This is a genomic window from Rhizobacter sp. (assembly GCF_046595475.1).
In the GTDB taxonomy this organism is placed as follows: domain Bacteria; phylum Pseudomonadota; class Gammaproteobacteria; order Burkholderiales; family Burkholderiaceae_C; genus Rhizobacter.
In genome coordinates this window covers 1-24,515 of the sequence record NZ_JBKJOQ010000119.1, presented here as the reverse complement: position 1 = coordinate 24,515, position 24,515 = coordinate 1, and the positions used below count along the sequence as shown (strand labels likewise).

Annotated in this window: 27 protein-coding genes; 12 read left to right on the top strand and 15 right to left on the bottom strand. The window is 63.9% G+C overall.

Features of this window, described 5'->3' with window-relative positions; all coding sequences use genetic code 11:
- The 3 genes from AC30QB_RS21610 to AC30QB_RS21600 form a co-directional block, all read left to right on the top strand.
- Positions 1–751, top strand: a 751-nt coding sequence (locus AC30QB_RS21610; RefSeq protein ID WP_489548337.1) for a carbamate kinase, incomplete at its 5' end; no start/stop codon positions are given.
- Positions 752–1,086: 335 nt separating this feature from the next.
- The gene (locus AC30QB_RS21605; protein ID WP_489548336.1) at positions 1,087–2,274 is read left to right on the top strand and encodes a cation:proton antiporter; all 1,188 of its coding nucleotides are present in this window, start codon (positions 1,087–1,089) and stop codon (positions 2,272–2,274) included.
- Positions 2,275–2,782: 508 nt separating this feature from the next.
- Positions 2,783–3,193 (top strand): MarR family winged helix-turn-helix transcriptional regulator, encoded by a 411-nt coding sequence (locus AC30QB_RS21600; protein WP_489548335.1) that lies wholly within the window; start codon positions 2,783–2,785, stop codon positions 3,191–3,193.
- A gap of 26 nt (positions 3,194–3,219) precedes the next feature.
- Here the strand turns inward: AC30QB_RS21600 and pal are convergent, their stop codons facing one another.
- From pal to mltG, 10 genes are all read right to left on the bottom strand, one after another.
- Entirely contained in the window at positions 3,220–3,753 is a 534-nt protein-coding gene (pal, locus tag AC30QB_RS21595) for a peptidoglycan-associated lipoprotein Pal (protein WP_489548334.1), read from the bottom strand.
- Between the two features lie 146 nt (positions 3,754–3,899).
- A complete protein-coding gene (locus tag AC30QB_RS21590) occupies positions 3,900–4,166 on the bottom strand; it encodes a DUF5985 family protein (protein WP_489548333.1) in 267 nt (88 codons plus the stop codon).
- Positions 4,163–4,423: a DUF5985 family protein gene (locus tag AC30QB_RS21585; RefSeq protein ID WP_489548332.1), complete on the bottom strand. Its 261-nt coding sequence runs from the start codon at positions 4,421–4,423 to the stop codon at positions 4,163–4,165. The genes AC30QB_RS21590 and AC30QB_RS21585 overlap by 4 nt, the downstream gene beginning before the upstream one ends.
- Positions 4,424–4,810 (bottom strand): hypothetical protein, encoded by a 387-nt coding sequence (locus tag AC30QB_RS21580; RefSeq protein ID WP_489548331.1) that lies wholly within the window; start codon positions 4,808–4,810, stop codon positions 4,424–4,426.
- A 673-nt stretch (positions 4,811–5,483) separates the two neighbouring features.
- Positions 5,484–5,687: a hypothetical protein gene (locus AC30QB_RS21575; RefSeq protein ID WP_489548330.1), complete on the bottom strand. Its 204-nt coding sequence runs from the start codon at positions 5,685–5,687 to the stop codon at positions 5,484–5,486.
- Between the two features lie 207 nt (positions 5,688–5,894).
- On the bottom strand, positions 5,895–6,683 hold the full coding sequence (locus AC30QB_RS21570) for a TatD family hydrolase (RefSeq protein WP_489548329.1): 789 nt from the start codon (positions 6,681–6,683) through the stop codon (positions 5,895–5,897).
- Between the two features lie 30 nt (positions 6,684–6,713).
- Positions 6,714–7,118 carry a PilZ domain-containing protein gene (locus AC30QB_RS21565; protein WP_489548328.1) on the bottom strand — a complete coding sequence of 135 codons (405 nt, stop codon included), beginning with the start codon at positions 7,116–7,118 and terminating at the stop codon, positions 6,714–6,716.
- Positions 7,115–8,086, bottom strand: a complete 972-nt coding sequence (holB, locus tag AC30QB_RS21560; protein ID WP_489548327.1) for a DNA polymerase III subunit delta' — start codon at positions 8,084–8,086, stop codon at positions 7,115–7,117. The genes AC30QB_RS21565 and holB overlap by 4 nt, the downstream gene beginning before the upstream one ends.
- 53 nt (positions 8,087–8,139) lie before the next feature.
- Entirely contained in the window at positions 8,140–8,748 is a 609-nt protein-coding gene (gene tmk / locus AC30QB_RS21555) for a dTMP kinase (protein WP_489548326.1), read from the bottom strand.
- Positions 8,745–9,731: an endolytic transglycosylase MltG gene (gene mltG, locus AC30QB_RS21550; RefSeq protein WP_489548325.1), complete on the bottom strand. Its 987-nt coding sequence runs from the start codon at positions 9,729–9,731 to the stop codon at positions 8,745–8,747. The genes tmk and mltG overlap by 4 nt, the downstream gene beginning before the upstream one ends.
- Before the next feature lie 75 nt (positions 9,732–9,806).
- On the opposite strand from mltG, the gene ygfZ reads away from it, so the two are divergent.
- The 3 genes from ygfZ to AC30QB_RS21535 are packed head-to-tail and all read left to right on the top strand — an operon-like array spanning position 9,807 to position 12,039.
- Positions 9,807–10,727: a CAF17-like 4Fe-4S cluster assembly/insertion protein YgfZ gene (gene ygfZ / locus AC30QB_RS21545; protein ID WP_489548324.1), complete on the top strand. Its 921-nt coding sequence runs from the start codon at positions 9,807–9,809 to the stop codon at positions 10,725–10,727.
- Positions 10,728–10,786: 59 nt separating this feature from the next.
- Positions 10,787–11,089: a DUF4936 family protein gene (locus AC30QB_RS21540; protein ID WP_489548323.1), complete on the top strand. Its 303-nt coding sequence runs from the start codon at positions 10,787–10,789 to the stop codon at positions 11,087–11,089.
- Positions 11,077–12,039, top strand: a complete 963-nt coding sequence (locus AC30QB_RS21535; protein ID WP_489548322.1) for an NRDE family protein — start codon at positions 11,077–11,079, stop codon at positions 12,037–12,039. The genes AC30QB_RS21540 and AC30QB_RS21535 overlap by 13 nt, the downstream gene beginning before the upstream one ends.
- Here AC30QB_RS21535 and AC30QB_RS21530 read toward each other — a convergent pair.
- Positions 12,036–12,899, bottom strand: coding sequence for a YbgC/FadM family acyl-CoA thioesterase (locus tag AC30QB_RS21530; RefSeq protein WP_489548321.1), 864 nt, complete (start codon positions 12,897–12,899; stop codon positions 12,036–12,038). The genes AC30QB_RS21535 and AC30QB_RS21530 overlap by 4 nt on opposite strands.
- A 12-nt stretch (positions 12,900–12,911) precedes the next feature.
- Positions 12,912–13,823, bottom strand: coding sequence for an alpha/beta hydrolase (locus tag AC30QB_RS21525; RefSeq protein WP_489548339.1), 912 nt, complete (start codon positions 13,821–13,823; stop codon positions 12,912–12,914).
- 107 nt (positions 13,824–13,930) lie between these two features.
- Between AC30QB_RS21525 and AC30QB_RS21520 the strand changes: the two genes are divergently transcribed.
- Positions 13,931–15,079: an iron-containing alcohol dehydrogenase gene (locus tag AC30QB_RS21520; RefSeq protein WP_489548320.1), complete on the top strand. Its 1,149-nt coding sequence runs from the start codon at positions 13,931–13,933 to the stop codon at positions 15,077–15,079.
- A gap of 130 nt (positions 15,080–15,209) precedes the next feature.
- On the opposite strand, the gene aceA is transcribed toward AC30QB_RS21520, so the two are convergent.
- The 3 genes from aceA to cax form a co-directional block, all read right to left on the bottom strand.
- Complete coding sequence (gene aceA / locus AC30QB_RS21515; protein WP_489548319.1) at positions 15,210–16,508, bottom strand: isocitrate lyase; 1,299 nt, start codon at positions 16,506–16,508, stop codon at positions 15,210–15,212.
- A gap of 278 nt (positions 16,509–16,786) precedes the next feature.
- Positions 16,787–17,608 carry a glucoamylase family protein gene (locus AC30QB_RS21510; protein WP_489548318.1) on the bottom strand — a complete coding sequence of 274 codons (822 nt, stop codon included), beginning with the start codon at positions 17,606–17,608 and terminating at the stop codon, positions 16,787–16,789.
- A 49-nt stretch (positions 17,609–17,657) separates the two neighbouring features.
- Positions 17,658–18,794: a calcium/proton exchanger gene (cax, locus tag AC30QB_RS21505; RefSeq protein ID WP_489548317.1), complete on the bottom strand. Its 1,137-nt coding sequence runs from the start codon at positions 18,792–18,794 to the stop codon at positions 17,658–17,660.
- A 129-nt stretch (positions 18,795–18,923) separates the two neighbouring features.
- On the opposite strand from cax, the gene AC30QB_RS21500 reads away from it, so the two are divergent.
- From AC30QB_RS21500 to AC30QB_RS21480, 5 genes are all read left to right on the top strand, one after another.
- On the top strand, positions 18,924–19,421 hold the full coding sequence (locus AC30QB_RS21500) for an SDR family oxidoreductase (protein WP_489548338.1): 498 nt from the start codon (positions 18,924–18,926) through the stop codon (positions 19,419–19,421).
- A gap of 60 nt (positions 19,422–19,481) precedes the next feature.
- A complete protein-coding gene (locus tag AC30QB_RS21495; protein WP_489548316.1) occupies positions 19,482–20,795 on the top strand; it encodes a DUF2254 domain-containing protein in 1,314 nt (437 codons plus the stop codon).
- A 57-nt stretch (positions 20,796–20,852) separates the two neighbouring features.
- Positions 20,853–22,106, top strand: a complete 1,254-nt coding sequence (locus AC30QB_RS21490) for a cation:proton antiporter (RefSeq protein WP_489548315.1) — start codon at positions 20,853–20,855, stop codon at positions 22,104–22,106.
- Positions 22,103–23,758 carry an alpha,alpha-trehalase TreF gene (gene treF / locus AC30QB_RS21485; RefSeq protein WP_489548314.1) on the top strand — a complete coding sequence of 552 codons (1,656 nt, stop codon included), beginning with the start codon at positions 22,103–22,105 and terminating at the stop codon, positions 23,756–23,758. The genes AC30QB_RS21490 and treF overlap by 4 nt, the downstream gene beginning before the upstream one ends.
- A 53-nt stretch (positions 23,759–23,811) precedes the next feature.
- Positions 23,812–24,515, top strand: a 704-nt coding sequence (locus AC30QB_RS21480; protein ID WP_489548313.1) for an aminotransferase class III-fold pyridoxal phosphate-dependent enzyme, incomplete at its 3' end; no start/stop codon positions are given.

Sequence of the window (24,515 nt, the reverse complement as noted above, 5' to 3'; positions counted from 1 at the left end):
GCTTCAATCGGCGTCCTATGCCGCCGTGGAGGCGTATCCCCTGGACGTGTTGGGCGCGCAGACCGACGGCATGATCGGCTACCTGCTCGAGCAGGAGCTGAGCAACCTGCTGCCGCTTGAGAAGGTTGTCGTCACCCTGCTGACGCGCGTCGAGGTCCATCTCGACGACCCCGCCTTTGCCAAACCCAGCAAACCCATAGGCCCGGTCTACAACCGCGAAGAAGCCGACCACGCGGTGGCCGAGAAGCAATGGGTCATCGCCGCCGATGGGGCTGGTTTCCGGCGTGTCGTCGCATCGCCCCAGCCGCAGCGGGTGCTCGGCCTAGCCCCGATCCGCTGGCTGCTTGCACACCAGGCGTTGGTGATCGCCGCAGGCGGCGGCGGCATTCCGGTCGCGGTTGCGGCCGATGGCCACCGCCACGGCGTCGAAGCGGTGATCGACAAGGACTTGTGCAGCGGCGTGCTCGCTCGCGAGCTGAACGCCGACTGCCTGGTCATCGCAACTGACGTCGACGCCGTCTATCTCGACTGGGGTTTGCCGAGCCAGCGTGCGCTGCGGCATGTATCGCCGGCCGAACTGTCACGCCACCAGTTTGCGGCGGGATCGATGGGCCCGAAGGTCGAAGCGGCATGCCGGTTCGCAGAGGCGACCGGCCAGCGAGCGCTGATCGGTTCGCTCGAACACATCGAGGCCATGCTTGAGGGCCGAGCCGGCACGGAAATCCGGCAGGGCCCGGGACACACGCCATGAGCCGCGCCGACGAGATCGCCTCCGAGCTTCTCTGAGCCCCCTTCGGTGCGCTCGACGTGAAAATCAAAACGAAGTTGTCTGCTGACCGCCCCCCCGGCAGCCGGGCTGGGGATGGCGCTGCTGCCTGCGTTCGTCGAGGCGAAGGCATCAGAGCTCATGCCCCTGACCGACGCGATTCCCGAACTCGCCACGCCGCTGTGGCTGGTCACCACCCCGACCTGAAGGACACCACGCGCATACAGGTGCTGGTGCGGGCCTTCGGGCCGGCCATTGCCAAAGCCGTTGCCGCGGCGCAAAGCTGAGACACTGCGCTCGCCTTGTCTTTTGATGCTTTCATGCCTGCCATCACCACCGAGCTTGCCTACATAGCCCTCATTTTCGGCCTCATGGTGGTGCCGCGCGTGCTGCAGCGGTTTCGCATTCCTGCACCACTGACATGCTTCGGGTTTGGCATGGTGGCGGTGCTGGCCGTGGGCATCGAGGGCAAGGATGAGACGCTGTCTCTCTTGTCGACGCTGGGCATCTCGTCGCTGTTCCTGTTTGCCGGCCTGGAGGTCGATTTGCATGGCCTGCGGCGCGGTCTGCTTGCATTGCTGGTCCACCTCGGTGTGCGCTCTATCACCTTGGCGGGGGTTGCCTACGGCGCAATGCAGCTGCTGGGCGTGCAATGGCCCACCGCCGTACTGTTGGCGCTGGCCGTGCTTACGCCTTCTACCGGCTTCATCCTCGACTCCTTGCAACGCCTGGGCCTGAACGAGGAAGAGCGCTTCTGGGTGACGACCAAGGCCATAGGCGGAGAAATCCTTGCGCTGCTCGTGCTTTTCTTCGTGCTGCAGTCCGGTTCGATGAGGCACCTGGCATTGTCGAGCGGAGCCTTGCTGGCAATGCTCTTCGTGCTGCCGCTGGTGTTCGTGGCACTTGTGCGGCTGGTTGTTCCGCATGCGGCAGGGTCTGAATTTTCTCTGCTGGTCATGGTTGGCCTGCTCGCGGCCTACATCACCAAACAGCTGGGCGTGTACTACCTGGTAGGTGCCTTCGTGGCCGGTTTGGTGGCCAGGCTGCTGCAAGAGCGCCTGCCGCAACTCGCGTCGCGAGAGAACCTGCACGCCGTCAAGCTGTTCGCGTCTTTCTTCGTTCCCTTCTACTTCTTCTCGAGTGGCATGCATGTACCCCTTGGGGCCTTGCAATGGGAATCGCTGTGGATAGGGCTTGCGCTGTCGGCCGTGGCGATGCCGGTACGCATCGCAATCGTGTGGCTGCAGCGGCGCGTCCTCTTCCGAGAAGATTCGCAGAGCAGCCTGCGCGTCGCGCTTGCCCTGACGCCTACGCTGATCTTCACGCTTGTTCTCGCCACGATTCTTCGCGAGCGCTTTGGGCTGCCCGATGCCTGGTACGGCGGCCTGCTCGTGTACGCCGCCACCACGACGCTGCTGCCTTCGCTGGCGAAATCGTTCCGGCTTGACGCGACCGACGTGGGGCCTTTGCAGCCTCGCCCGGCTGAACACCCGCCGGCGCCTACCTGACGCTCAAGCGCCATGCCGAAGAGCTGCGCACACCTTTTCAATCTACGGTGACACGCCAGGGGCCGCGCTTCATGCGCGGTACCACGACTGGGTTGAGAAATCTTTCTCGGCGAACGCGGGAAAGCCTTGGTCGCAAACTAAATTTGAACAAATACAATCTGCATGTTCGCAACTACTCGAGCGGTGGCGGACGCCAACAGAAGCTTGTTTTTGGAGCCCCTCGTGGGGCTCCTTTTCTATGCGTCTGAATTTCTGCGCGATTCGCGGGCGGCACTCGCGACGCACCGCATGTGAGAAAGGTGGCTCGGTGCTCACGGGCTCCATCGTGCCCAGACGCGCCCATGTCGCTCTGGCGAGGCGCCATGCAGCGCTTAGGCCGCTCTATGATGAAGAAATGGTCACCCGCAAGCGCACTTCCAAACCCTCGACGCCAGACACTTGCGTGCCTGTCGCAGACGCTGCCTCTGCCGCTCGGGTTCTGCGGCAATTCCGACAGGTATTCAATGCGGTGAAGACCCATTTTCAGCAGGTCGAGAAGAAAACTGGAGTGGGTGGCGCGCAACTCTGGGCTTTGAGCATCATTAGTTCCAACCCCGGGATAGGCGTCAATGCCCTGGCCGAGGCGATGGACGTGCATCAGTCGACTGCCAGCAATCTGGTGAAGACGCTTGGCGAACGCGAGTACGTCACCGTCTCAAAGGCTGCACACGACCGCCGCATTGCTCAGCTGGCGATACTGCCGATGGGTACCCGCTTGCTCAAGAAGGCTCCCGGGCCTTTCACCGGTGTGCTTCCAGAAGCGCTGGCGCAGCTGAACCCTGCCATGCTCGCGCGCCTGGAAGCTGACCTGGGCGAGCTTCTCGCCCTTCTGAGCCCTGATGAGCGAGCCGCCAACACGCCGCTGGGCCAAGTGCTCTGACCGGGCTGGCAGACTCGCCCACAAACCTACAGCTTCGAGTAGACGATGTCAGCGCGGCGGTTGTGTGAGTAGGCCGTATCGTCATGGCCTTTGTCCTGAGGACGCTCTTCGCCCCAGCTGACAGGCTCCATTTGCGACTCGCGCACGCCCATCAGCTTGAGCGCTTTCATCGTGGCCTCTGCCCTCTTCTGGCCCAGCGCCAAGTTGTACTCGGGGCTGCCGCGTTCGTCGGCGTTGCCTTCGATCTTGATTTTCATTGCCGGCAGGGTGGCCAGGTACTTGCCGTGCTTCTCGACCACGCCCAGGTACTCGGGAGCGATGGTCACGTCGTCGAAGCCAAAGAACACGCTGTGGTCTTTGGCGAGGTCAGGCGGCAGCGCTGATACGCGCATGGTCGTCTGAGACATCCCGTTCGCAGCACCTGCGGCGCTTGGGCTGCCCGCGCTTGCGGTGTTGGGCGTGGTGACAGGCGATTTCGGCGCGGTGTCAACGGGTGTGTTGGAGCATGCACCCAGCATCACCAAGAGCCCGCTGGAGGCCATTGAAATCAGGATTCTCACGACGTTGTCTCCTAAGGGGTTGGGGGAACCCCCACTGGGTTCCGGTTGCTCAGGAATGCTACATGCATATTTGTCCAAATACATAATGCATTTGCACAAATATGTCGTGCCGACATTCGCATCTCAGCGCGTCCAACCGCTTTTGCCTAACGCCGCTTGTTCTTGTCCCAGATCGCGATGACGATCAGCCCATAAGCGATGAAGCGGATGCAGTAGTGCAATGGCTCATATTCGTTCCAACCCACTGCGCCTATGGCTGCGCGGTTGACACTTTCAATGAGGAACGATGCCGACAGGAGCAGGTAGAAGCGGTCTCGGCTGCTGTACCAATACTTCAAGAAAAACATGCCGATCGCAAGGGACGTGGCCGCGATGGCGCCCAAGAGTAGGTTTGCCAGGGCTGCGTCGTTCATACGTCGCCGTCGAGGATCAAGCCGGCCAGGAACACCACGAGCGCCACCAACCCGATAGACAGCCTGAACACCGACATGTCGATGTCGGGGAACACGATCTTGTCCAACACCAGCAAGACGTTGTTCAAGGTGAGGCCTACGAAGCAAAGGCCTCCCCACAACAGCAATCGAAAACGGCTTCGGAGATAGCCTCGAACCAGAAGCCACGCACACAAGGCCGCGGTGATCGCGCATCCGGCATATGCAAGCTTGGCCATTCAGGTGCCCTTTCTCAGCTTGAAGGCGTTGGCAAAACGCTCGGCGCTGCGCCGGGTTGCGTCGTGAACCAGATTGGTGATTCCCACCAGATTGGCCTGGTAGCAGACAAACAACTCATCAAGAGCCTTGGAGAGCTCTGCGTGTCTCGGTGAATATCGGTACCCGTTTTCCGCAGCAGCGACGATGCCGGCCGCGATCAGCTCCGAGAGCAGCTTTTCCGACGAAGCGGGCTTAACGTAGAGGGATGAGGCAACGGTTTCAGCCGTGTGCAAGAAAGCAGGGTGCGAATGAAACAATCTCGCAGCCTCAAGAAAGGGCACGGACGGGACACTGGTCAGCACGAAACGCCGGACAGAATCTGGAATGGTGGGGTCGCGTGAAGGCACTGCGGGTGCTTAAAAAAACGATTATATATTTGTGCAAATATGATTGCGCTTTGGTTTGCAGCGCGGAGATCTTAGATGAGCAAGGCTTGGATGGATTGGTTGACGACGACGGCGCTCAGGCGACGCCGGGTCAGCTGAGAGAGCGTCCCGATGTTGTCAAAGCCATCGTCGAGGAAAGCGAGGGCGTGCGCTTCGACCGGGCACATTTGAAGTCGTTCGGCGAGAGCTCTCTCGACTTCGAAGTCGTGTACATCGTGCTCGCCCCCGAATGCAACCGATACATGGACGAGAACAACGCGTCAACGTCCGGCTCGTTGAAGAGTTCGAGGCACGGGGTTTTGAGTTCGCCTCTCCCACGCGCACGGTTGTGCTCCCGCGCCCCGCCGCGGAGCCAGCCCCTGCATGCAGCGAGTAGCTGAAGTCTTGGTGTGGGGTCCGGTTTGTTAGAAGCCTCCGACACGGCGACGAAGGCGCTAAGCCCGTCGAGCTGAACAGCGACAGCGATTCAGCCGCTACAGGTGAGCGCGGCTCGGCCGTTCCCGACAACGAGCGCGAAGGGGCCGACATCCTGCCCGATCGGGTGGTCTCTCGTTCCGGCGAAGGCACCGGTGGCACCGACTCGGAAGAGGTGGACGACCTGGCCGTCGACGAAAACGACCCGTCCGATGAAACCTCAGTCGGACTCGGCCTCAGAGTCGATGGCCAGGTCGTAGTCGTTCATGTCAGCTTCTTTGCGCGCGATCAGCGGCTTGTCGAGCGGTCGGCAAATGCGACGCTGAAGGCGCTCAAGACGGGGTGATCGCTCCAAGGCCTCGAAGACCTCGGCCGGGTTCATCATCAGAGAGAACGGGTTCGCAAGGAGTTCGGCGGTTTGCATGATCAGCTCCAAAGAACTGTTGGGGTGCAAACAATGTAGAGCCGGGCGATTTTTTGCAGCAGTCAGCGGGGCACTAAAGCGAGGGTCGGAATTTCCCTGACAAGCGCGTCAGGTTGATCGACCGAAGTGTGGCCAGCAAAGAGGGAGAAATTCCTTTATCGACAGCTAGATAAGCTCTACTTCTCATGTATTGCATGAGGTAATAAATCACGCCGCGGCGACCCCTTCATTCACAGGAAAAAGGCGCTCGAAGTTGCGGCTGGTCTGCTCGCCGATAGTCTCGACACTGCAACCCTTCAGTTCTGCCACCTGCTTGGCAACGAAGGGCACATACGACGGGTTGTTGGTCTTTCCGCGATACGGCACCGGTGCCAGGTAAGGGCTGTCGGTCTCGATCAGGCAGCGGTCCATCGGTACAAAGCGTGCCACCTCGCGCAGGTCGGCGGCGTTCTTGAAGGTCAGGATGCCCGAGAACGAGATGTAGAACCCGAGGTCTAGCGCCGCTCGGGCAACGTCCATGGTTTCGGTGAAGCAGTGGAAAACACCATTCGAGGCGCCCGCCTCTTTCAGCATGGCGATCGTGTCTTCAGAGGCGCTGCGGGTGTGAATCACGAGCGGCAGGCCGGTCTGGGCTGAAGCCTCTATGTGGGCGCGAAACCGGGCGCGCTGCCAGGCCATGTCAGCGATCGAGCGGCCGTTGAGGCGGTAGTAGTCAAGCCCGGTTTCGCCTATGCCGACGACGCGTGGCAGTTGGGCCAGTGCAACCAGGTCGGCCACGCTCGGCTCGCGCACGCCTTCGTTGTCGGGGTGCACGCCGGCGGTCGCCCAGAAGTTGTCGTAGGTGGTGGCCAGGGCGTGGACTTGCTCGAACTCTTCAAGCGTGGTGCAGATGCACAGCGCCCGGTCGACGCTGGCCGCAGCCATGGCGTGGCGTATGTCATCGAGCTTGGCGCTCAGCTCGGGGAATGCCAGATGGCAATGGGAGTCGACAAACATCGCGAAAGCGTGACCCGGGGTGCGCCCGGATCAGATGGTCTGAGTCGGCTTGGATGAAGCGATCGACGTGCCGAGGACTTCTTCGATCTTTATCTTGAGCAAACGCGTCTTGTCATCGCCAGGAAACTTGACGCCCACACCCTGGGTGCGGCCGCCGGAGGCGTTGACTGGCGTGATCCAGGCCACCTTGCCCGCCACCGGGTAGCGCTGCGGGTCTTCGGGCAGTGACAGCAGCAGGTAGATGTCTTCGCCGAGCTTGTACTCGCGGGTGGTCGGCACGAAGAGGCCGCCATCGGTGAAGAGCGGAATGTAGGCCGCGTAGAGCGCGCCCTTTTCGCGAAAGACCAGCTGAATCACGCTGGGCCGCGCTGCGGCGGCCGAGCCCGGCACTACGTTGCCGGCAGTTCGTACGGGTGGAACAGGCGCTTCGCTCATCGGCCGGAGTGTACCGAATGGGGTCTGCCGGAAGACAAGGCTTGCTGGGCCTGGAGCACCAGAGATTCCACCATCACGGGCAGATTCCACGGATGCTCGGCATGGCGCACGGTCTGGCGCAAGGCGCGTGACCACGCCACCAGCGCTGGCAGGGCCGCGCCGGTTGGCAGCGCAGCAGCCGGAAAGTAGCGCGGCGGTGCGCCGCAAGCCAGGCTCATCGCGTCGTGGCAAAGCTTGTGCAGCGCGTCGACCAGCCTGGGCAACGGCCACGAGGCCAGCGTGCCCACCTCGCCGGCTGCCAGTTGCTTGGGCAGACGCGTCCAGGTGGTGGCATCTACCCCTTCGCGCACCCACTCCAGCGCTTCCAGTGGCTGGCCGCCGGCTGCGGCCAGCAGCACGGCCGGCTGTGCCACCTGGTGCTGCGCGAGCCAGGCGCTGGCCACGTCGGCGGCCGGCAATGCCAGCGGCACGGCCTGGCAGCGGCTGCGAATGGTGGGCAGCAGCGCGTCGGGTGCGCCGCAGCTCAGCACGAAGCGCGCAGCGCCAGGCGGCTCTTCTAGCGTCTTGAGCAAGGTGTTGGCGGCGATGGCGTTCATGCGCTCGGCGGGGTGGATCAGCACCACCTTGCGCTGGCCGCGCGCCGAGGTGCTTTGCGCAAACGACACGGCAGCGCGCACCGCTTCGACCTTGATCTCCTTGCTGGGCTTGGCCTTGGAGGCCTTGCCTTCATCGGCACCCTCTTCCGCCCCGCCCCACCCCAGCGACTCGCGCAAGGCTTCAGGCAGCAGCACCAGCAAGTCGGGGTGCGAATGGGCTTGCACAAGGCGGCAGCTGACGCAGGTGCCGCATGGCTTCTCCGTCGGATTGGTCTCGCAGAGCCAGGCTTGCGCGAGTGTCAAGGCCAGCTCGAATTGGCCTATGCCCTGCGGGCCGTGAACCAGCAAGGCGTGGCCGCGTTGCGTGCGCAAGGCTTCTTGTAGCGGCGCGCCCAACCAAGGCAGCGGCAATGCGCCGTCTGGGCCTACCACCCGCGCTGCTCCATGCAACTGACGACCTGTGCCCAGACTTGCTCACGCGATTGAGAGGCATCGAGCCGCGCAAAGCGCAGCGGCATCTGCTGCATGCGCGCAGCGTACCCCTCGCGCACGCGGTTGAAGAAAGCCACGTCGAGCTGCTCGAAACGGTCGGGGCTGCGCACGGCGGCACGGCGCTCGGCAGCTGTCTCGGCAGGCAGGTCAAACCAGAAGGTCAGCTGCGGCTGCAGGCCTTGTTGCACCCAGGCTTCCAGCGTGGCCAGCACCTCAGTGTCGAAACCGCGACCCGCACCCTGGTAGGCGAAAGTGGCGTCGGTGAAGCGGTCACACAGCACGGTGTGGCCCTGGTTCAGCGCGGGCCCGATCACCTGGTGGATGTGGTCTCGGCGTGCGGCGAACACCAGCAGTGCTTCGGTCAACGGGTCCATAGCCGCGTGCAGCACTTGCGCGCGCAGCGTCTCGGCCAAGGGGGTGCCGCCGGGCTCTCGGGTGCAAACGACATGCTGCCCCTTGCTTCGCAAGCGCTCGGCCAACGCTTCAATGTGCGTGGACTTGCCGGCGCCGTCGATGCCCTCGAAGGTGATGAAGCGGCTCATCTTTGGTATTGGTTCACGGCGCGATTGTGCTCGGCCAATGACTCACTGAATTGGCTGCTGCCGTCGCCGCGCGCCACGAAATACAGGGCTTTGGTCACGTCAGGCTTCACGGCCGCCAGCAGCGAGGCGCGGCCCGGCATGGCGATGGGCGTGGGCGGCAGGCCACCACGGGTATAGGTGTTGTAGGGCGTGTCCGCGAGCAAGTCTTTCTTGCGCAGGTTGCCGTCGAAGCGCTCGCCCAGCCCGTAAATGACGGTTGGGTCGGTCTGCAGCGGCATGCCGATGCGCAGGCGGTTGATGAACACGCCGGCCACCAGCCCGCGGTCTTTGGCGGCACCGGTTTCCTTTTCGACGATGGACGCGAGCGTGAGCGCATCGTTCACATTGCGCAGCGGCGTGTTGGCCGAGCGCTCGGCCCACGCCGTGTCGAGCTGACGCTGCATGGTGCGGTAGGCCCGCTTCAGCACCGCCAGATCGCTGGCGCCTTTGCTGAAGGCGTAGGTGTCGGGGTAGAAGCGGCCTTCGGCTGCGACGCCAGCGGCGCCGATGGCCGCCATCAGCTCGCTCTCGCTCATCGCGGCCGAGGCTTGCTTGAGATAGGGCGCCCGCGCCAGCTCGGCCCGAAATTGGCGAAAGGTCCAGCCCTCGATCAGGCGCACGGTGGCCATCACCTCATCGCCGCGCACCATCTTGTCGAGCAAGGTGCGTGGCGTGACACCTCGCTCGATCTCATAGCTGCCCGCGCGGATCTTGCGAGCCTGGCCCGACCAGCGAAACCATTCATACAACAGAATGGGATTGGCATGCACGCCAGCCTGCACCCAGGCCAGGGCCACGTCGCGTGGGGTGGTCTTGGGCTCGATCGACACTTCAATCGAGCTGCTGGCGAGCTCCAGTGGCTGCTCTAGCCACCACGCCGCCGCCGCAACAACACCCACCGCGGCCAGCACGGCCAGCAAAAAAAGGCGGCGCAGAAACTTCACAAGCGTGATGGGGTGGCGGCTTGGCGCATCAACCCTGGAAGCAGTTGGATCATGGGCGCTGATGATAATCGGCGCATGACCACGCCCACCCCCTCTCTAGACGGCGCAGCGCCTCTGACCCACTTGGGCGTGATCCGCGCCCAGGGCGCCGAAGCCGCTGCCTTCCTGCACGGCCAGCTGACCAACGATTTCGCGTTGCTCGACGGCTCTCATGCGCGCCTGGCCGGCTACTGCTCAGCCAAAGGGCGGCTGCTCGCCAGCTTCATCGGCTGGAAGCATGCCGACGATGAAGTGTTGCTGGCCTGCAGCGCCGACCTGCTGGCGCCTACGCTCAAGCGCTTGTCCATGTTCGTGCTGCGCGCCAAGTGCAAGCTCAGCGATGCCAGCGCGCAGTGGCGCTTGCTGGGGTTGGCCGGTGCGTCTGCCGCGGCCTACATGGCACAGGCTGCACCCGCCACGGCCTGGGACAAGGTGACGCACGGTGGTGCCGACATCGTTCGGCTGCCCGACGCCGACGGTGCAGCGCGCTATCTATGGGCTGCGCCTATGGACATTGCCGCGCCGCCTTTGCCCACCATCAACTCCACCGCCTGGCGCCGCAGCGAAGTGGCCAGCGGCGTGGCCACCATCGAAGCCGCCACGGTAGACCAGTTCGTGCCACAGATGCTGAACTACGAGTTGCTCGGCGGTGTCGACTTCCAGAAGGGCTGCTACCCCGGCCAGGAAATCGTGGCACGCAGCCAGTACCGCGGCACCATCAAGCGGCGCACGTTTCTCTTTACGAGTGATGCCCAGGCCGCCGCGGGGCAGGAAGTTTTTCACAGCTCAGACCCTGCGCAACCCGCGGGGCTGGTGGCCAACTCGGCAGGCAACGCAGCCCTCATCGAGCTGAAGTTGTCAGCCCTGGGGCATGGCAGCCTGCACCTCGGCGCGGCCGATGGCCCACCCCTGACGCAGGCTGACCTGCCCTACACCGTGCCGGTCGAGGCTGCCTGAAACAAACCGCCAGCCTAGGGCGGCAACAGTTCACGCCACCCACCTTTTGGGAGCGCCTCGTGTGCGAATTGTTCATCTACTATCAAGCGACGATTGAGAACGCCAGCGTTTTGCGCGCTGAGGCGCTGGCCCTGCAAGCTGAGTTGCAGGCGCGGCACCCAGGCTTGCAAACGCGGCTGCTACGCCGCCCCGATGCGGCCGCTGGACTGCATACCTGGATGGAAACCTACGCCGCGCCCTTGAGCCCACTCGGCATCTCCGACTCACTTCGAAGTGAGATCGAGACCGCCGCGCACGCGAAGCTTGCTTCGTTGATCACTGGCGCGCGCCACACCGAAAGCTTTGTCGCATGTGCCTGGTAGCCCTTGCCCTGGATCAGTCACGGCGCTTTCCGTTGGTGCTGGCCACCAACCGCGATGAATTCTTCAAGCGCCCGGCGGCCCGCTTGGGCTGGTGGTCACCTGGCCCCGGCCTGCCCGACATTCTGGGTGGGCGCGACCTCGAAGCCGGTGGCACCTGGCTGGGTTTGACCACCCAAGGCCGCCTCGCGTTGATCACCAACGTGCGCGACGCTGGGCAGAAAGACCCCGCGGCACCATCGCGCGGCGTGATCGTGCCGCGGTGGCTGGCGGGTGACCTCACACTCGATCGCTTCTGGATGCACACCGCGCTGTCGGGTCACAACGGCTTCAACCTCATCGCGGCCGATTTCCACCGCGGCGAATGCTTCTGGGCGTCAAACCTCGACGCCAACCCGATGCGCCTGGAGCGTGGCCTGTACGGCCTGTCGAACGCCTCGCTAGACACGCCCTGGCCCAAGGTCACCGCGCTGAAAGAAGATGTGCGCGACGCGATTGACACCAGCGAGTCGGTCGACATGCTCACCGCCCGCCTGTTTGAAGCGCTGGCCGACCGCACGCCAGTGGCCGATGCGCAACTGCCATCGACCGGCATCTCACGCGAGCTCGAGCGCACCTTGTCGTCAGCTTTCATACGCACGCCCGACATGAGCTACGGCACGCGCTGCACCACGCTGATCGTGACCGAGCGCGTCAACAAGCGCATGGTCACGCATGTACTGGAGCGCACCTTCAGCGCCACCGGTGGCATGGCCCTGCTGCGCCGCTCGCTGCTGAAGGATTGGCCGCCGCGCTATGCCGAGGACACGCCCGCTGAGGGTGCGACGCAAGCGGCCGTGACCGAGAGCGAAGAAAGCCCGGTGGACGCGGCGCCCATCCGCAAGACGCGGGTGCGCAGCCTGCTCAAGCCCGAAGGCCCGCGCCGCAAACGGGCGCCCATCAGTACGTTTTAAAGAGTTCGCACCATCTCGATGTGCGGGATGCCGACCTCTTCGAACATCACGCCTCGCTCTGCAAAGCCCGCCCGGCCGTAGAAGGCGGCTGCCGAAGTCTGCGCATGCAGCACGGCCTCACGGTAGCCGCGTTCGCGGGCGGTCTTCATCAAAGCATCTAGCACCGAGCGGCCCACGCCACTGCTGCGCATGGTCTGCGCCACCGCCATGCGACCTATCTTGGCGACGCCCGGCACGTGCTCGAGCAATCGCCCGGTGGCCAGCGGCTGGCCAAAGCGGTTGTAGGCCACGGCGTGGATGCAAGCCGGGTCGGGGTCGGCTTCGTCCCACTCCATGTGCATCGGGATGCCCTGCTCTTCGATGAAAACCGCCGTGCGAATGCTGCGCGCATCGCGGCCCAGCGCATCCCAGTTGCCTACGCGCACTTCGACCATGGGCTTGCCGGCTTCAAAGCCTTGCAGCAGGTCGCGCAGCTCTTGTGGCACCGGCTTTGACTTCTGCGTGGCGGGGTCGGCAAACACGTAGACCAGCTCGCCACTCACCATTGCCTGGTCATGCTGGAACACGGCGCAGTTGAACACCAGCGACGAGTTGCCGACGCGTGCACAGCGCACGCCGACATCGAGCACGTCGTCGTAGCGGGCCGAGCCTTGGTACTCGACCGTGGCCTTGCGCACAAAGAGATCCCCCCCCAGGTACTCCATGGTCTGGCCGTAGGGCATGGCCAGGGCACGCCAATAGCCGCCCACGGCAGTGTCGAAGTACATCAGGTAGTGGCCGTTGAACACGATCTTCTGCATGTCAACCTCGGCCCAGCGCACACGCAGTCGCTCGGTGAACCGGAACTCACTTCTTTTCATGTGGGTACAACTTCATGTGTTGAATGCTCTCTTGAGTGCCGCAGCAGCAGCGTCCATGGCAGCACCTGCCTCGGGCAATGATCGCGCCATCTTGATGAAATCGTGTGTGACGCCGCGGTACAGCTCCAGCTCGACCGTCACGCCAGATGCACGCAGCTTGTCGGCATAGGCCACACCCTCGTCGACCAGCGGGTCACACTCGGCGAGGATCACGCAGGCGGGCGCCACACCTTCCGCATCATCGGCATTGAGCGGGGCGAAGCGCCAGTCGCTGCGATCAGCATGCGCAATGTAGTGGTCGAAGAACCAGGCGATGCCTTTGGCTTCGAGCAAATAGCCTTTGGCAAAGCGTTCATACGAGGGAGTGTCTTGATACGCCGTGGTGCCGGGAGTGATGAGCAGCTGCAGCGCCAAGGGCAGGCCGATGTCGCGCGCATGCAGGGCGCTCACCGCGGCGAGCGTACCGCCAGCGCTGTCGCCACCCACGGCGAGCCGGCTGCCGTCGAGCCCGAGCGACGCGCCCTGCTCTGCCAGCCAGCGCATGGCAGCCCACGCATCATTTACAGCCGTGGGAAAGCGATGCTCAGGGGCGAGCCGATAGTGCAGCGCCACCACCGCAGCGCCGCTGCGCAACGCGAGCTGGCGGCAAAGGCTGTCGTGGGTTTCAAGGTTGCCGATGGTGAAGCCGCCGCCGTGCATGTACAGCAGCACAGGCAAACCCTCAACACTCGGCGCATAAAGGCGCGCAGGCAAAGCAGCGCCATCGGCGGCAGGAATGCTGAGCTCTTCCACTCGGGCGAGCGGTGCGCGCGGCAGATCCAGCACTTCAGAAACCAGTGTGTACGACGAGCGGGCCTCGCGTACCGACAGCGTGTAAAACGGCGGCGCGCCGGCGCGAGCAATGCGTGTGAGCACGCTGCGCATCGCGGGGGTCAAAGGGTCGTCACTCACGAAGGGCAATGGGATGTACGGATGGAGCGAGGCAGTGTGCCAGAGCATACTGAGCGGCTAATTCACAGCGCTTTTTCGCCATGGCCTTCATCAACTACCTGACCCAGATCCAGATCGAATTCGGTGCCGTGAAACTGCTGCCGCAAGAATGCGAGCGCATCGGCATGAAGAAGCCGCTGGTCGTCACCGACGCCGGCGTGCGTGCCGCCGGCGTGCTCGACAAAGCACTCGCCGCGCTGGGCAAGCTGCCGCACGCCGTGTTTGACCAGACGCCGTTCAACCCCACCGAGGCCGCCGTGCGCGCCGCCGTCGAGGTCTACAAGGCCAACGGCTGCGATGGGCTCATCGCCGTGGGCGGTGGCTCCAGCATCGACCTGGCCAAAGGCGTGGCCATCGCCGCCACCCACCCCGGCCCGATGAAGACCTACGCCACCATCGAAGGCGGCAGCACCAAGATCACTGACGCCGTGGCCCCGCTGATCGCAGTGCCCACCACGGCAGGCACCGGCAGCGAAGTGGCCCGGGGTGCCATCGTCATCGTCGACGACGGGCGCAAGCTCGGCTTTCACAGCTGGTCTTTGATGCCGCGTGCTGCCATCTGCGACCCCGAGCTCACGCTCGGCCTGCCGGCCTTGCTGACGGCGGCCACCGGCATGGACGCCATCGCCCACTGCATGGAGACCTTCATGGCACCCGCCATCAACCCGCCGGCCGATGGCATCGGCCTCGACGGGCTGGAGCGCGGCTGGGCGCACATTGAGCGCGCTACCCAGAACGGCCAGGATCGAGATGCGCGCTGGGCCATGATGAGCGCCAGCATGCAGGGCGCGATGGCGTTTCAGAAAGGCCTGGGCTGCGTCCATTCGCTGAGTCACAGCCTGGGCGGCGTGAACCCCAAGCTGCACCACGGCACGCTGAACGCGATGTTCTTGCCGGCAGTGGTCAGGTTCAACGCCAGCGCCGAGTCAATGGTGAAAGACCGCCGCCTGCAACGCATGGCGCACGCGATGGGCATAGGCAGCACCGACAGCAAGGGCACCGAGATTGCCAACGCCATTCGCAACATGAATGCGCGGCTCGGCCTGGCATCCGGCTTGGCCGCCATGGGCGTCACCCAAGACATGTTCGAGAAAGTGATTGACGGCGCCATGGCCGACCACTGCCATAAGACCAACCCGCGCATCGCCACGCGCGATGACTACCGCGAGATGCTCGAAGCCTCGATGTAAAGCGGGCGCCTCGACAAGCCCGATTCGGGGTCCCTGAAATGAAAAAGCCCAGAGGCTTGTGGCCCCCGGGCTCGAAACCAAAGCAGCTTGTGGGCCGCCCCGGCTTGCTCTTTCAGCGACGACTGATGTTTCAGCCGTGCTTTGCGTCGAAGAACTGTTCGTCTTCGGTCGATCCTTTGAGTGCAGCGGTCGAAGCGTCGGCTTCGATGGTGGTGGTCACGGCGTCGAAGTAACCGGTGCCCACTTCGCGCTGGTGCTTGACGGCGGTGAAGCCCTTCTCGGCAGCAGCAAATTCCTTCTCTTGCAGTTCCACGAACGCGCTCATGTTGTTGCGCGCATAGCCGTGGGCCAGCTCGAACATCGAGTAGTTCAGGCTGTGGAAGCCAGCCAGCGTGATGAACTGGTACTTGTAGCCCATGGCGCCCAGCTCGCGCTGGAACTTGGCGATGGTTGCGTCGTCGAGGTTCTTCTTCCAGTTGAAGGAAGGCGAGCAGTTGTACGACAGCAGCTTGCCAGGGAACTTGGCGTGGATCGCGTCGGCGAAAGTCTTGGCGAAGGCCAGGTCAGGCTTGCCGGTTTCGCACCAGATCAGGTCGGCGTAAGGGGCGTAGGCCAGGCCGCGGCTGATGGCTTGGTCGATGCCGTTGCGGGTGCGGAAGAAGCCTTCGACCGTGCGCTCGCCGGTCAGGAAAGGCTTGTCGTTGTCGTCCACATCGGTGGTGACCAGGTCACCGGCTTCGGCATCGGTACGGGCCAGCAGCACCGTTGACACGCCAGACACGTCAGCGGCCAGGCGGGCAGCCACGAGCTTGTTGACGGCTTCACGCGTGGGCACCAGCACCTTGCCGCCCATGTGGCCGCACTTCTTGGCAGCGGCCAGTTGGTCTTCGAAGTGAACGCCGGCGGCGCCCGCGTCGATCATGGCCTTCATCAGCTCGAAAGCATTCAGCACGCCGCCGAAACCGGCTTCAGCGTCGGCCACGATGGGGGCGAAGTAATCGATGTCGTTCTTGCCTTCCGACCACTGGATCTGGTCAGCACGGGCGAAGGTGGCGTTGATGCGCTTCACAACCTTAGGCACCGAGTCCACCGAGTACAGCGACTGGTCGGGGTACATCTCGCCATTGCTGTTGGCGTCGCCAGCAACTTGCCAGCCCGACAGGTAGATGGCCTTCAGGCCCGCCTTGACCTGCTGCATGGCCTGGTTACCCGTCAACGCGCCCAGCGAGTTGACGAATGGCTCGGTGTTGATCAGGTTCCACAGCTTTTCAGCGCCGCGCTTGGCCAGCGTGTGCTCGACTTGCAGCGAGCCGCGCAGACGCACGACGTCAGCCGCGGTGTAGCCGCGCTTGATGCCCTTCCAACGTGGGTTTTCAGCCCATTCTTTTTCGAGGGCGGCGATCTGTTGCTCACGGGTCGGTTGCGTCATGGCGAACTCCTGGAAGGTTGCGAAGAGAAAGGAAGAATCTGGGCTCAAGGATAACGCTGGGCTGCAAAAGCCGGAAGACTTGTGTCTTATATAAGACTACTTTTAATGCTCAATGAAATCAAAGGGTTAGGCCGATGATTTCTGAATATGAAATTCAATTCTTCCAGATGGGAAAAAATGCGGCAGCGCAACAGAGCTTCTTTTCGTAATGCGAAAGCCACTTTCCTGCATGTGAAAGTGCACTTGCCCATCGCGAATGGGTCACGACGCCTCGGCGTCTAGCCAGCCGCCCGTGAATCCAGCTGCATGCAGGCCGGTTCTGAGGGCATGACACTTCTCATCAAGCGCCAGAGAAGCTGGCTGCGGTGGTTCTCGATCATCAACACGGTGGGGCCTTCGTTGATACCGAAGTGATAGGGCGACACCCAGCCGATGCCGTCGTTCGCCTCGTCGCGATAGACCGGGTTGAACGAAGCCTTGAACCCGTAGGGGTTCGGCACATCGACGTGCAGCGCGGCCATGTGCGTGATGGTCGGCGCGACGATTTCCGGCGCAAAGCAGAGCGCGGCGGCCACCGCCCAAGGCGCCACGGTGCCGTCGTCAGGCCCATAGGGCGCTCCCCGCGCCACGTCGTCAAAGAACACCCGCTCAACGCCCGCAACCTTCTTCGTGAGCGTGCCGGGCCCGTCGCTGGCGCTGATGCCCAACGCGCCCGCGATCAGCAGTGCGGTGTCAATGCTCGAAAGCTCGCACTGCCACTCGCGCCGGCCGGTCTGCATGTGAAGGAAGTGGTAATAAAAGCCTTTGTAGCCCGTGGCCTCGGGCGATTCGCTCTGCTCGCTCTCGGCCAGAAATCTCAGCATCGCCAGCGTGCGCTGCGCGGCTTCATTGCGCTCGATGAAGCCACGCTCTACACCCACCGGGTACGCGCTCAGCGCCATGCCCATGGCGGCAATGCTGGCCGGCCAGTGGGGCGCTGTCTTGTCGCGCACCAGCCCGTTGGCACGGTTCACCTCGTGCACGAAGTAGTCGAATGAATGGCGCTGCAGGCGGCGCAGGGTGCGCGCATCGAGCGAGTCGTCTTCGGCGCAGCTGCTCATTTGTTCGTTCACTCAACGTTGAGCTGGTTCAGCAGTCGACCTCGATCCATCATGCGACGGGTGGTGAGAACAAAAAGGCAAGCGCGAGAAGTGCGTACACCCCGATGAGAAGAACGCCTTCGAACCAAGTCGTCTCGCCGTCGCGCGCGATGTTGTTGACGATGAGGACGGCGCTGGCGATTGCAAACAACGCAATCGGGTTCTGGAACACCAGGGTCATCGGCGTGCCCATGAGCCATGAGCCGATCACGAGCAAAGGTGCCACGACAAGCGCAACCTGTATGGCCGAGCCAACGCAAATGTTGAGCGCCAGCCCCATCTTTCCCTGGTGAGCAAACCAAGATGCCGCGAAGAGATCGGAGGCCGTGCCTATGACGGCAAGCACGATCACGCCCACAAACACAGGCGACAGCCCCAGTGCATTCGAGGTGGCTTCGAGCGCGCCAGAAACGAGGTGCGCCTCCATGGCGATTAAAACCGTTGCCAAGATGAGCACGCACACTGCCACCAGCATCGTCCAACCTGCCTTCGGCTTCTCCTGGCGCGCGCGGCTGCCCGTTTCGCTTTGACTGCTTGCGAGGTTCTCCTCTTCGGCAGAGAAGACGTTGCGATGGGTGACCAGCGTGTAAACCAGGTTGGCCGCATACAGCAGGATCAACACGACGGACACGCCCAGGCTCAAACGCTCATCGCTGACGGCCTGGTCGGCACCCGGCGCAAGGTGGCGGCCCGCAAAGTCGAAAACAGCCGGAAGCAGCAACGCGATCACGACCAGCACCAGCAGGCTGGACAGCTGGCCCGCCTGGTCGCGGTTGAACCGCTGCCGCGGGCGGCCCATGCTGCCCAAGACGATGGCCAGGCCGAGGCCCAGCAGACTGGTCCCGATGATGGAGCCCGCGACCTGGGCACGCACCACCTCGGCCTTGCCCGTGGCGAGCACGAAGAACGCCAGTACGATCTCCGCGATGCTGCCAAAGCTCACATTGAGCAGGCCGCCCACGGCGGAGTTCGTTTTCGCGGCAAGCTGCTCGGTCGCTCGGCGCGCCCAGTCAGCAAGCACACCAATGCCCACGGCACCGGCGACAAACGTCCACACAGGGCTGGCCGCCAAGACGTAGTGAAGCACCGGAGCCAAGGGCACGAGCAGCAGCAGGCCGAGAGGAATGGAATGCGCGCGCAAGTTCATGGTTGCTATGCGGTGGGGTGAACACTGAAGGGTGTGGCGCGCAGGTCATGCGGGTGCCCAGTGTGTTGCATGCAGCGCGTGTGCAAATGAAGACTGCACCAATTCCTACAGGCAACTCGGCCATGACGCATCGCGAGATGCGCGTCAATCCTATCCAGCAAAGCAGGAGTCGCGCAGGGCGGCTTCCGTCGCAAGACCGACCCTCTCGCGCCCCGGCCGGCAGGTCGGACAGCAGCAGCACGAGCACAGCATGGAGAGGACCCAACACGCCCCCGCCTCCGGCTTCACCGGTGTGCTGGCCACCTTTCGCCGATCAACGTCGCGGCCTGGCGCACGCCCGAGGCCAACGCCGAGCTCATGAAGCTGGTGCCCTACCGCCGCATCGGCGAGCCCGATGACATCGCCCGCGCGGCTGTATGGCTCGCAAGCGACGCCTCCGGCTACGTCACCGGCACCTCTCTCGCGGCCTGGGCCAGCCCCATGACGCTTTGGAAAATCGGCGTGCTCGACCCGCAAGGGCCCGTTGCTGCCGCCGAGCGCACCATGCTGGCCAACGCCACCGTGATCATGCTGGCGGTCGTGGTGCCGGCAATCTTGGCGACGCTTGATCATCATGGTCAACCTTGAGCGAACATGGTGCCGCCCGAACACCTGCTGCAAATGCAGCGTTGACCTGAAGGCTTGCCGATGCTGAATCAACTTCGTGTGCTGCTCAGCCGCTTGGGCGCAGCGTTCTGGCTGGTGCCTGGCCTCATGGTGCTGACCGGCGTGCTCGGCGCGATCGGCTTGGTCAGCCTGGACCGAAGCGGCTGGGTTCCCGAATGGCTCGTGACCAGTGCCTGGCTCTACAACGGCGGCGGCACCGGGGCGCGCACGCTGCTGGGAACGGTGGCCTCGTCGGCCATCGGCGTGGCCGGCACCGTGTTTTCGATCACCATCGCCGCACTTTCGCTGGCCGCCGGGCAGATGGGGCCACGGCTGTTGCGCAACTTCACGCAAGACCGCGGCAACCAGTTCACCCTCGGTGCGTTCTTGGGCACTTTCTCCTATGCCTTGATGGTGCTGCGCAGCGTGCGCACTCAGACCGAGGGCGAGTTCGTGCCGCATCTCTCGCTCAGCGTGGGCATCTTGCTGGCGTTCTTGTGCGTGGCCACGCTGGTGTATTTCGTCAATCACATGGCCGGGCGCATCAACGTCGACACCGTGATCGAGCTGGTCAGCGGCGAAATGCAAGACGCCATCACGAGACTCGCCTCCCCGAAACCGCCCGTGGGCAACCGGCCACGCATCAACGCTGACAGCGCTCAACGGGTGGTCGAATCCCGTCGTGGCTATGTGTCCGATCTCGACACCGCATCGCTGGCCGACTGGGCGTGCCGCCACAAAACCGTCCTGCAACTGCTCGTGCGGCCGGGTGACTACGTCTTTCCGGGCACACCCATCGCGGCCTGCGACCCCTGCGTAGACGACGCCCCAGACGCCATCCGAAAAGCAGTGTCCCTGAGCCCCGAGCGTGCGAGCGCAGACGACATTGAGTACGGCGTTCGGCAGTTAGTCGAAGTCGCGGTGCGCGCCCTGTCGCCTGGCATCAACGACCCGCATACCGCCATGAGCGCACTTGACCGCTTGGGCGCTGCGCTGTGCAGCCTGGTGGCGCTGCACCTGCCCAATGGCCTCTTCCTGCGCGACGAGCGTTGCGTGCTGACGGTGCCTGCCGTCGACTACGACAGGCTCAACGACACCATGTTCGATCTGCTGCGGCAGAACGCCTCTGGCAACGCGGCCGTGCTCACACGCATGCTGGAGGTGCTGACAGCAGTCGCGAGCTGCGAGCGAGACCCTGCACGCCTGGGCACGCTGCAGCGGCACGCCGACCAGATCGTGTCCGATGCGCAGCGCACCGTCGCCTCACCGGTCGATCTGCAAGCCGCGCATCAGCGAGCCGAGCGTTTCAGGGTGATGTGCAGATTCGGGCCTGCGTCTCTGGTAAACAATGCGTGACCTGCCGCACCGCTTCGCTGACCCTGCTACCTGCCCCCGACTACCGAACCCATTCCGATGCTCGATATCGCTGCCACCTGCCTCACGTTGACCGCCATCCTGGCCTACTTGAACCACCGTTTCGTGCGCTTGCCCATGACCATCGGTGTCATGGTCATCGCACTGTTGTTGTCGCTGGGGATCATCGGGCTGGACGTGCTGGGCCTAGACCACGGCTTGCGCCAGTACGAAGAAGTCTTCATCCGATCGATAGACTTCTCTGACGTGCTGATGCGCGGCATGCTGTCGCTGCTTCTTTTCGCAGGGGCGTTGCACGTTGACTTGACCGCGCTGAAAAACTTCCGCTGGCAGATCGGCGGCTTGGCGCTTGTGGGCACCTTGGCATCAACGCTGGTGGTGGGCTTTGGCATGTGGTTTGCGTTGCCTTGGGTTGGGATCACGCTGCCCCTGGTCTATTGCCTGCTCTTCGGCGCTCTCATTTCCCCGACCGACCCCATCGCCGTGGTGGGCATCCTCAAGACTGCCGGCGCCCCTCGCGACCTGGAGCTGGTGATCGCGGGTGAATCGCTGTTCAACGACGGCGTGGGCGTGGTGCTCTTCGCGCTGTTGCTCAGCGTGTCGCTCAGCGGCGCCTGGCCGACGACGGGCGAGGCCACCGGGCTTTTGTTGCGCGAAGCCGGCGGTGGCATCGTCTTCGGCCTGGTGTTGGGCTGGGTGACTTACCGGCTGCTCAAGAGCGTTGACCAGTACCAGGTCGAGGTGCTGCTCACCTTGGCAGCGGTGATGGGCGGCTACGCGCTGGCCAATCACTTGCACGTCTCGGGCCCGCTGGCCATGGTGGTCTGCGGCCTCATGGTGGGCAACGCCGGCAGGGCCTACGCCATGTCAGACGTCACACGCAAATATGTCGACATGTTCTGGGAACTGATCGACGAAATTCTCAACGCTGTGCTCTTTGTGCTGATCGGCCTCGAGGTGCTGATGATCCAGTTTTCGGTTCCCTTGTTTTGGGGCGGTGTGGTGGCCATTGCCGTCACGCTGATCGCGCGCTGGTTGACGGTTGGCCTGCCTGTGGGCTTGCTCGCCAAGCACTTTCGCTTGCCCGACGGGTCTTCCAAGGTCTTGACCTGGGGCGGTCTGCGCGGAGGCATCTCGGTCGCGCTGGCCTTGTCATTGCCCGACACTGGCGGCCCCGATTCGACGCGTGCCACCATCCTCGCGCTGACGTATGGCGTGGTGGTGTTTTCAGTGCTGGTGCAAGGCCTGACGATCGGCAGGGTCGTGCGCCGTTCGATGGCGGCCAAGCATTGAGCTCGCCTTCCAAGAACGCCTCCAAAGCGGCAGCGGCGCCGGCCCCTGACACCCTGTCGCCGGCCGACCGCTACCAGGAGCTGTTCATCGCGGTGCAAAGCAGCGGCCTCTTCGCCGACAGCAAGACCTTTGTCGACTGCGCTCCGGTGCTCGACCCGCAGCAAATCGTCACCAACTATCGCGCCCAGCAGGCAAGCGACGGCTTCGATCTCGCGCAATTCGTGCACGCACATTTCGTGTCGATCCAGCCTGCGCCCAGTGAGTACCAGTCGATCCCCGGCCAGCCCATGGGTGCCCACATCGAGTCGCTTTGGCCCGCGTTGACACGCCACCCAGCAGCGCACCCTCGGCGTTCATCGCTGCTGCAGTTGCCTCACTCCTATGTCGTGCCTGGCGGCCGCTTCGGCGAGCTCTATTACTGGGATTCGTACTTCACGATGTTGGGCCTGGCCAGCAAGGCCAACACCGCATTGCTGCGCGACATGGTCGAAAACTTCAGCTACCTGATCGACACCTATGGCCATGTGCCCAACGGCACGCGCAGCTACTACCTGAGTCGATCTCAGCCGCCGGTTTTTGCACTGATGGTCGAGCTGGCGGAGGCGGCTTGTGGCGAGCCCGCCCTGCAGTACCTGCCCCAGTTGCGGCAAGAGCATGCGTGGTGGATGGCCGACGCGCACGAGGCAGTGCTGGGGGGTGCGCACCGTCGCGTGGTGCGCCTTGCGGACGGCCGGCTGCTCAACCGCTATTGGGACGACCGAGACACGCCGCGCGAAGAGTCGTGGCTGGAAGACGTGTCGACCGCACGCGCCAGCGAGCGCGATCCCGCAGAGGTTTACCGTCATTTGCGCGCCGCCTGCGAGTCGGGCTGGGACTTCAGCTCGCGATGGCTGTGCGAGCAGCCTGCGCCCGCCCCAGTGCCGCCTGGCGAGTCACGCACCGGCGCGGCGTCATGCCTGGCCACCATTTGCACGACAGACATCGTGCCGGTCGATTTGAACGCCTTTCTCTACAAGCTCGAACTGAAGATCGCCGACTTGGCAAGGTCAAGCGGCGACCACACAACCAGCCGCGAATTCGACCAACGCGCCCTTGAGCGCAAGGCCGCAATGCTGGGTCTGATGTGGAACGCCGAGCAGGGGGCCTTCTTCGACCATGACTGGCGCCGCGGCCAACAGCGCAGCTGCCTGACGGCCGCAACTGTTGTCCCTTTGTTCGTGGGCCTGGCCGACCCTGAGCATGCAAACGCTCTGGCCACGACCATCGCCTGCCGCCTGTTGGCCCCCGGCGGCCTGGCCACCACCGAGCACGCCAGCGGCGAGCAGTGGGATCGCCCCAACGGTTGGGCGCCGCTTCAATGGATGGCCATTTGTGGCCTTGCCGACTATGGCCACGCAGACCTGTCCGACCGCATTGCGCAACGCTGGCTGGCCACGGTGGCCGCCATCTACGAGCGCGAAGGCAAGCTGATCGAAAAGTACGCGCTGCGCCGGGTTGAGCAAGAGGCCACCCACGGAGGCGGGGGTGGCGAATATCCCTTGCAAGACGGCTTCGGCTGGACCAACGGCGTCACCGCAGCGCTCCTCGCGAAGCAACTCTGGCACAGTGCGAACGGCGCTGTTGCTTTCACCGATCGGGGTAACCATCGCTGAAGCGGGTGACCCGGCAACCGTCTTCTCAATCACCCTCTCTGAAGGACGCGACCATGCCCCAAAACCTAGACGCCTACTGGATGCCCTTCACGGCCAACCGCCAGTTCAAGCAAACCCCTCGCTTGATCTCGCGCGCCGAGGGCATGCACTTCTGGACCCCCGAAAACCGCCAGATCCTCGACGGAGTGGCGGGCCTGTGGTGCGTGAACGCCGGCCATGGGCGGCCCAAGATCGTCGAAGCCATACGCCAGCAGGCGGGTGAGATGGATTTCGCACCGCCCTTCAACATGGGCCACCCCAAGCAGTTCGAGTTGGCCGAGCGGCTGGTGAAGCTCACGCCGCCGGGCCTGAGTAAAGTCTTCTATACCAACTCGGGCTCCGAGGCGGTCGACACGGCGCTCAAGATGGCGCTGGCCTACCACCGCGTACGCGGTGAAGGCTCGCGCACGCGGCTGATCGGCCGCGAGCGCGGCTACCACGGCGTCAACTTCGGCGGCATCTCGGTCGGCGGCATCGTCGCCAACCGCAAGATGTTCGGCACCCTGCTGGCCGGCGTCGACCACATCCGCCACACGCACGACCTGTCGCGCAATGCGTTCTCGCTCGGACAACCCGCACACGGCGCGGAACTGGCCGACGATCTCGAGCGGATCGTCGCATTGCACGATGCGTCGACGATCGCGGCGCTGATCGTCGAGCCGGTGGCGGGATCGACTGGCGTGCTGCTGCCGCCCAAGGGCTACCCCGACCGCCTGCG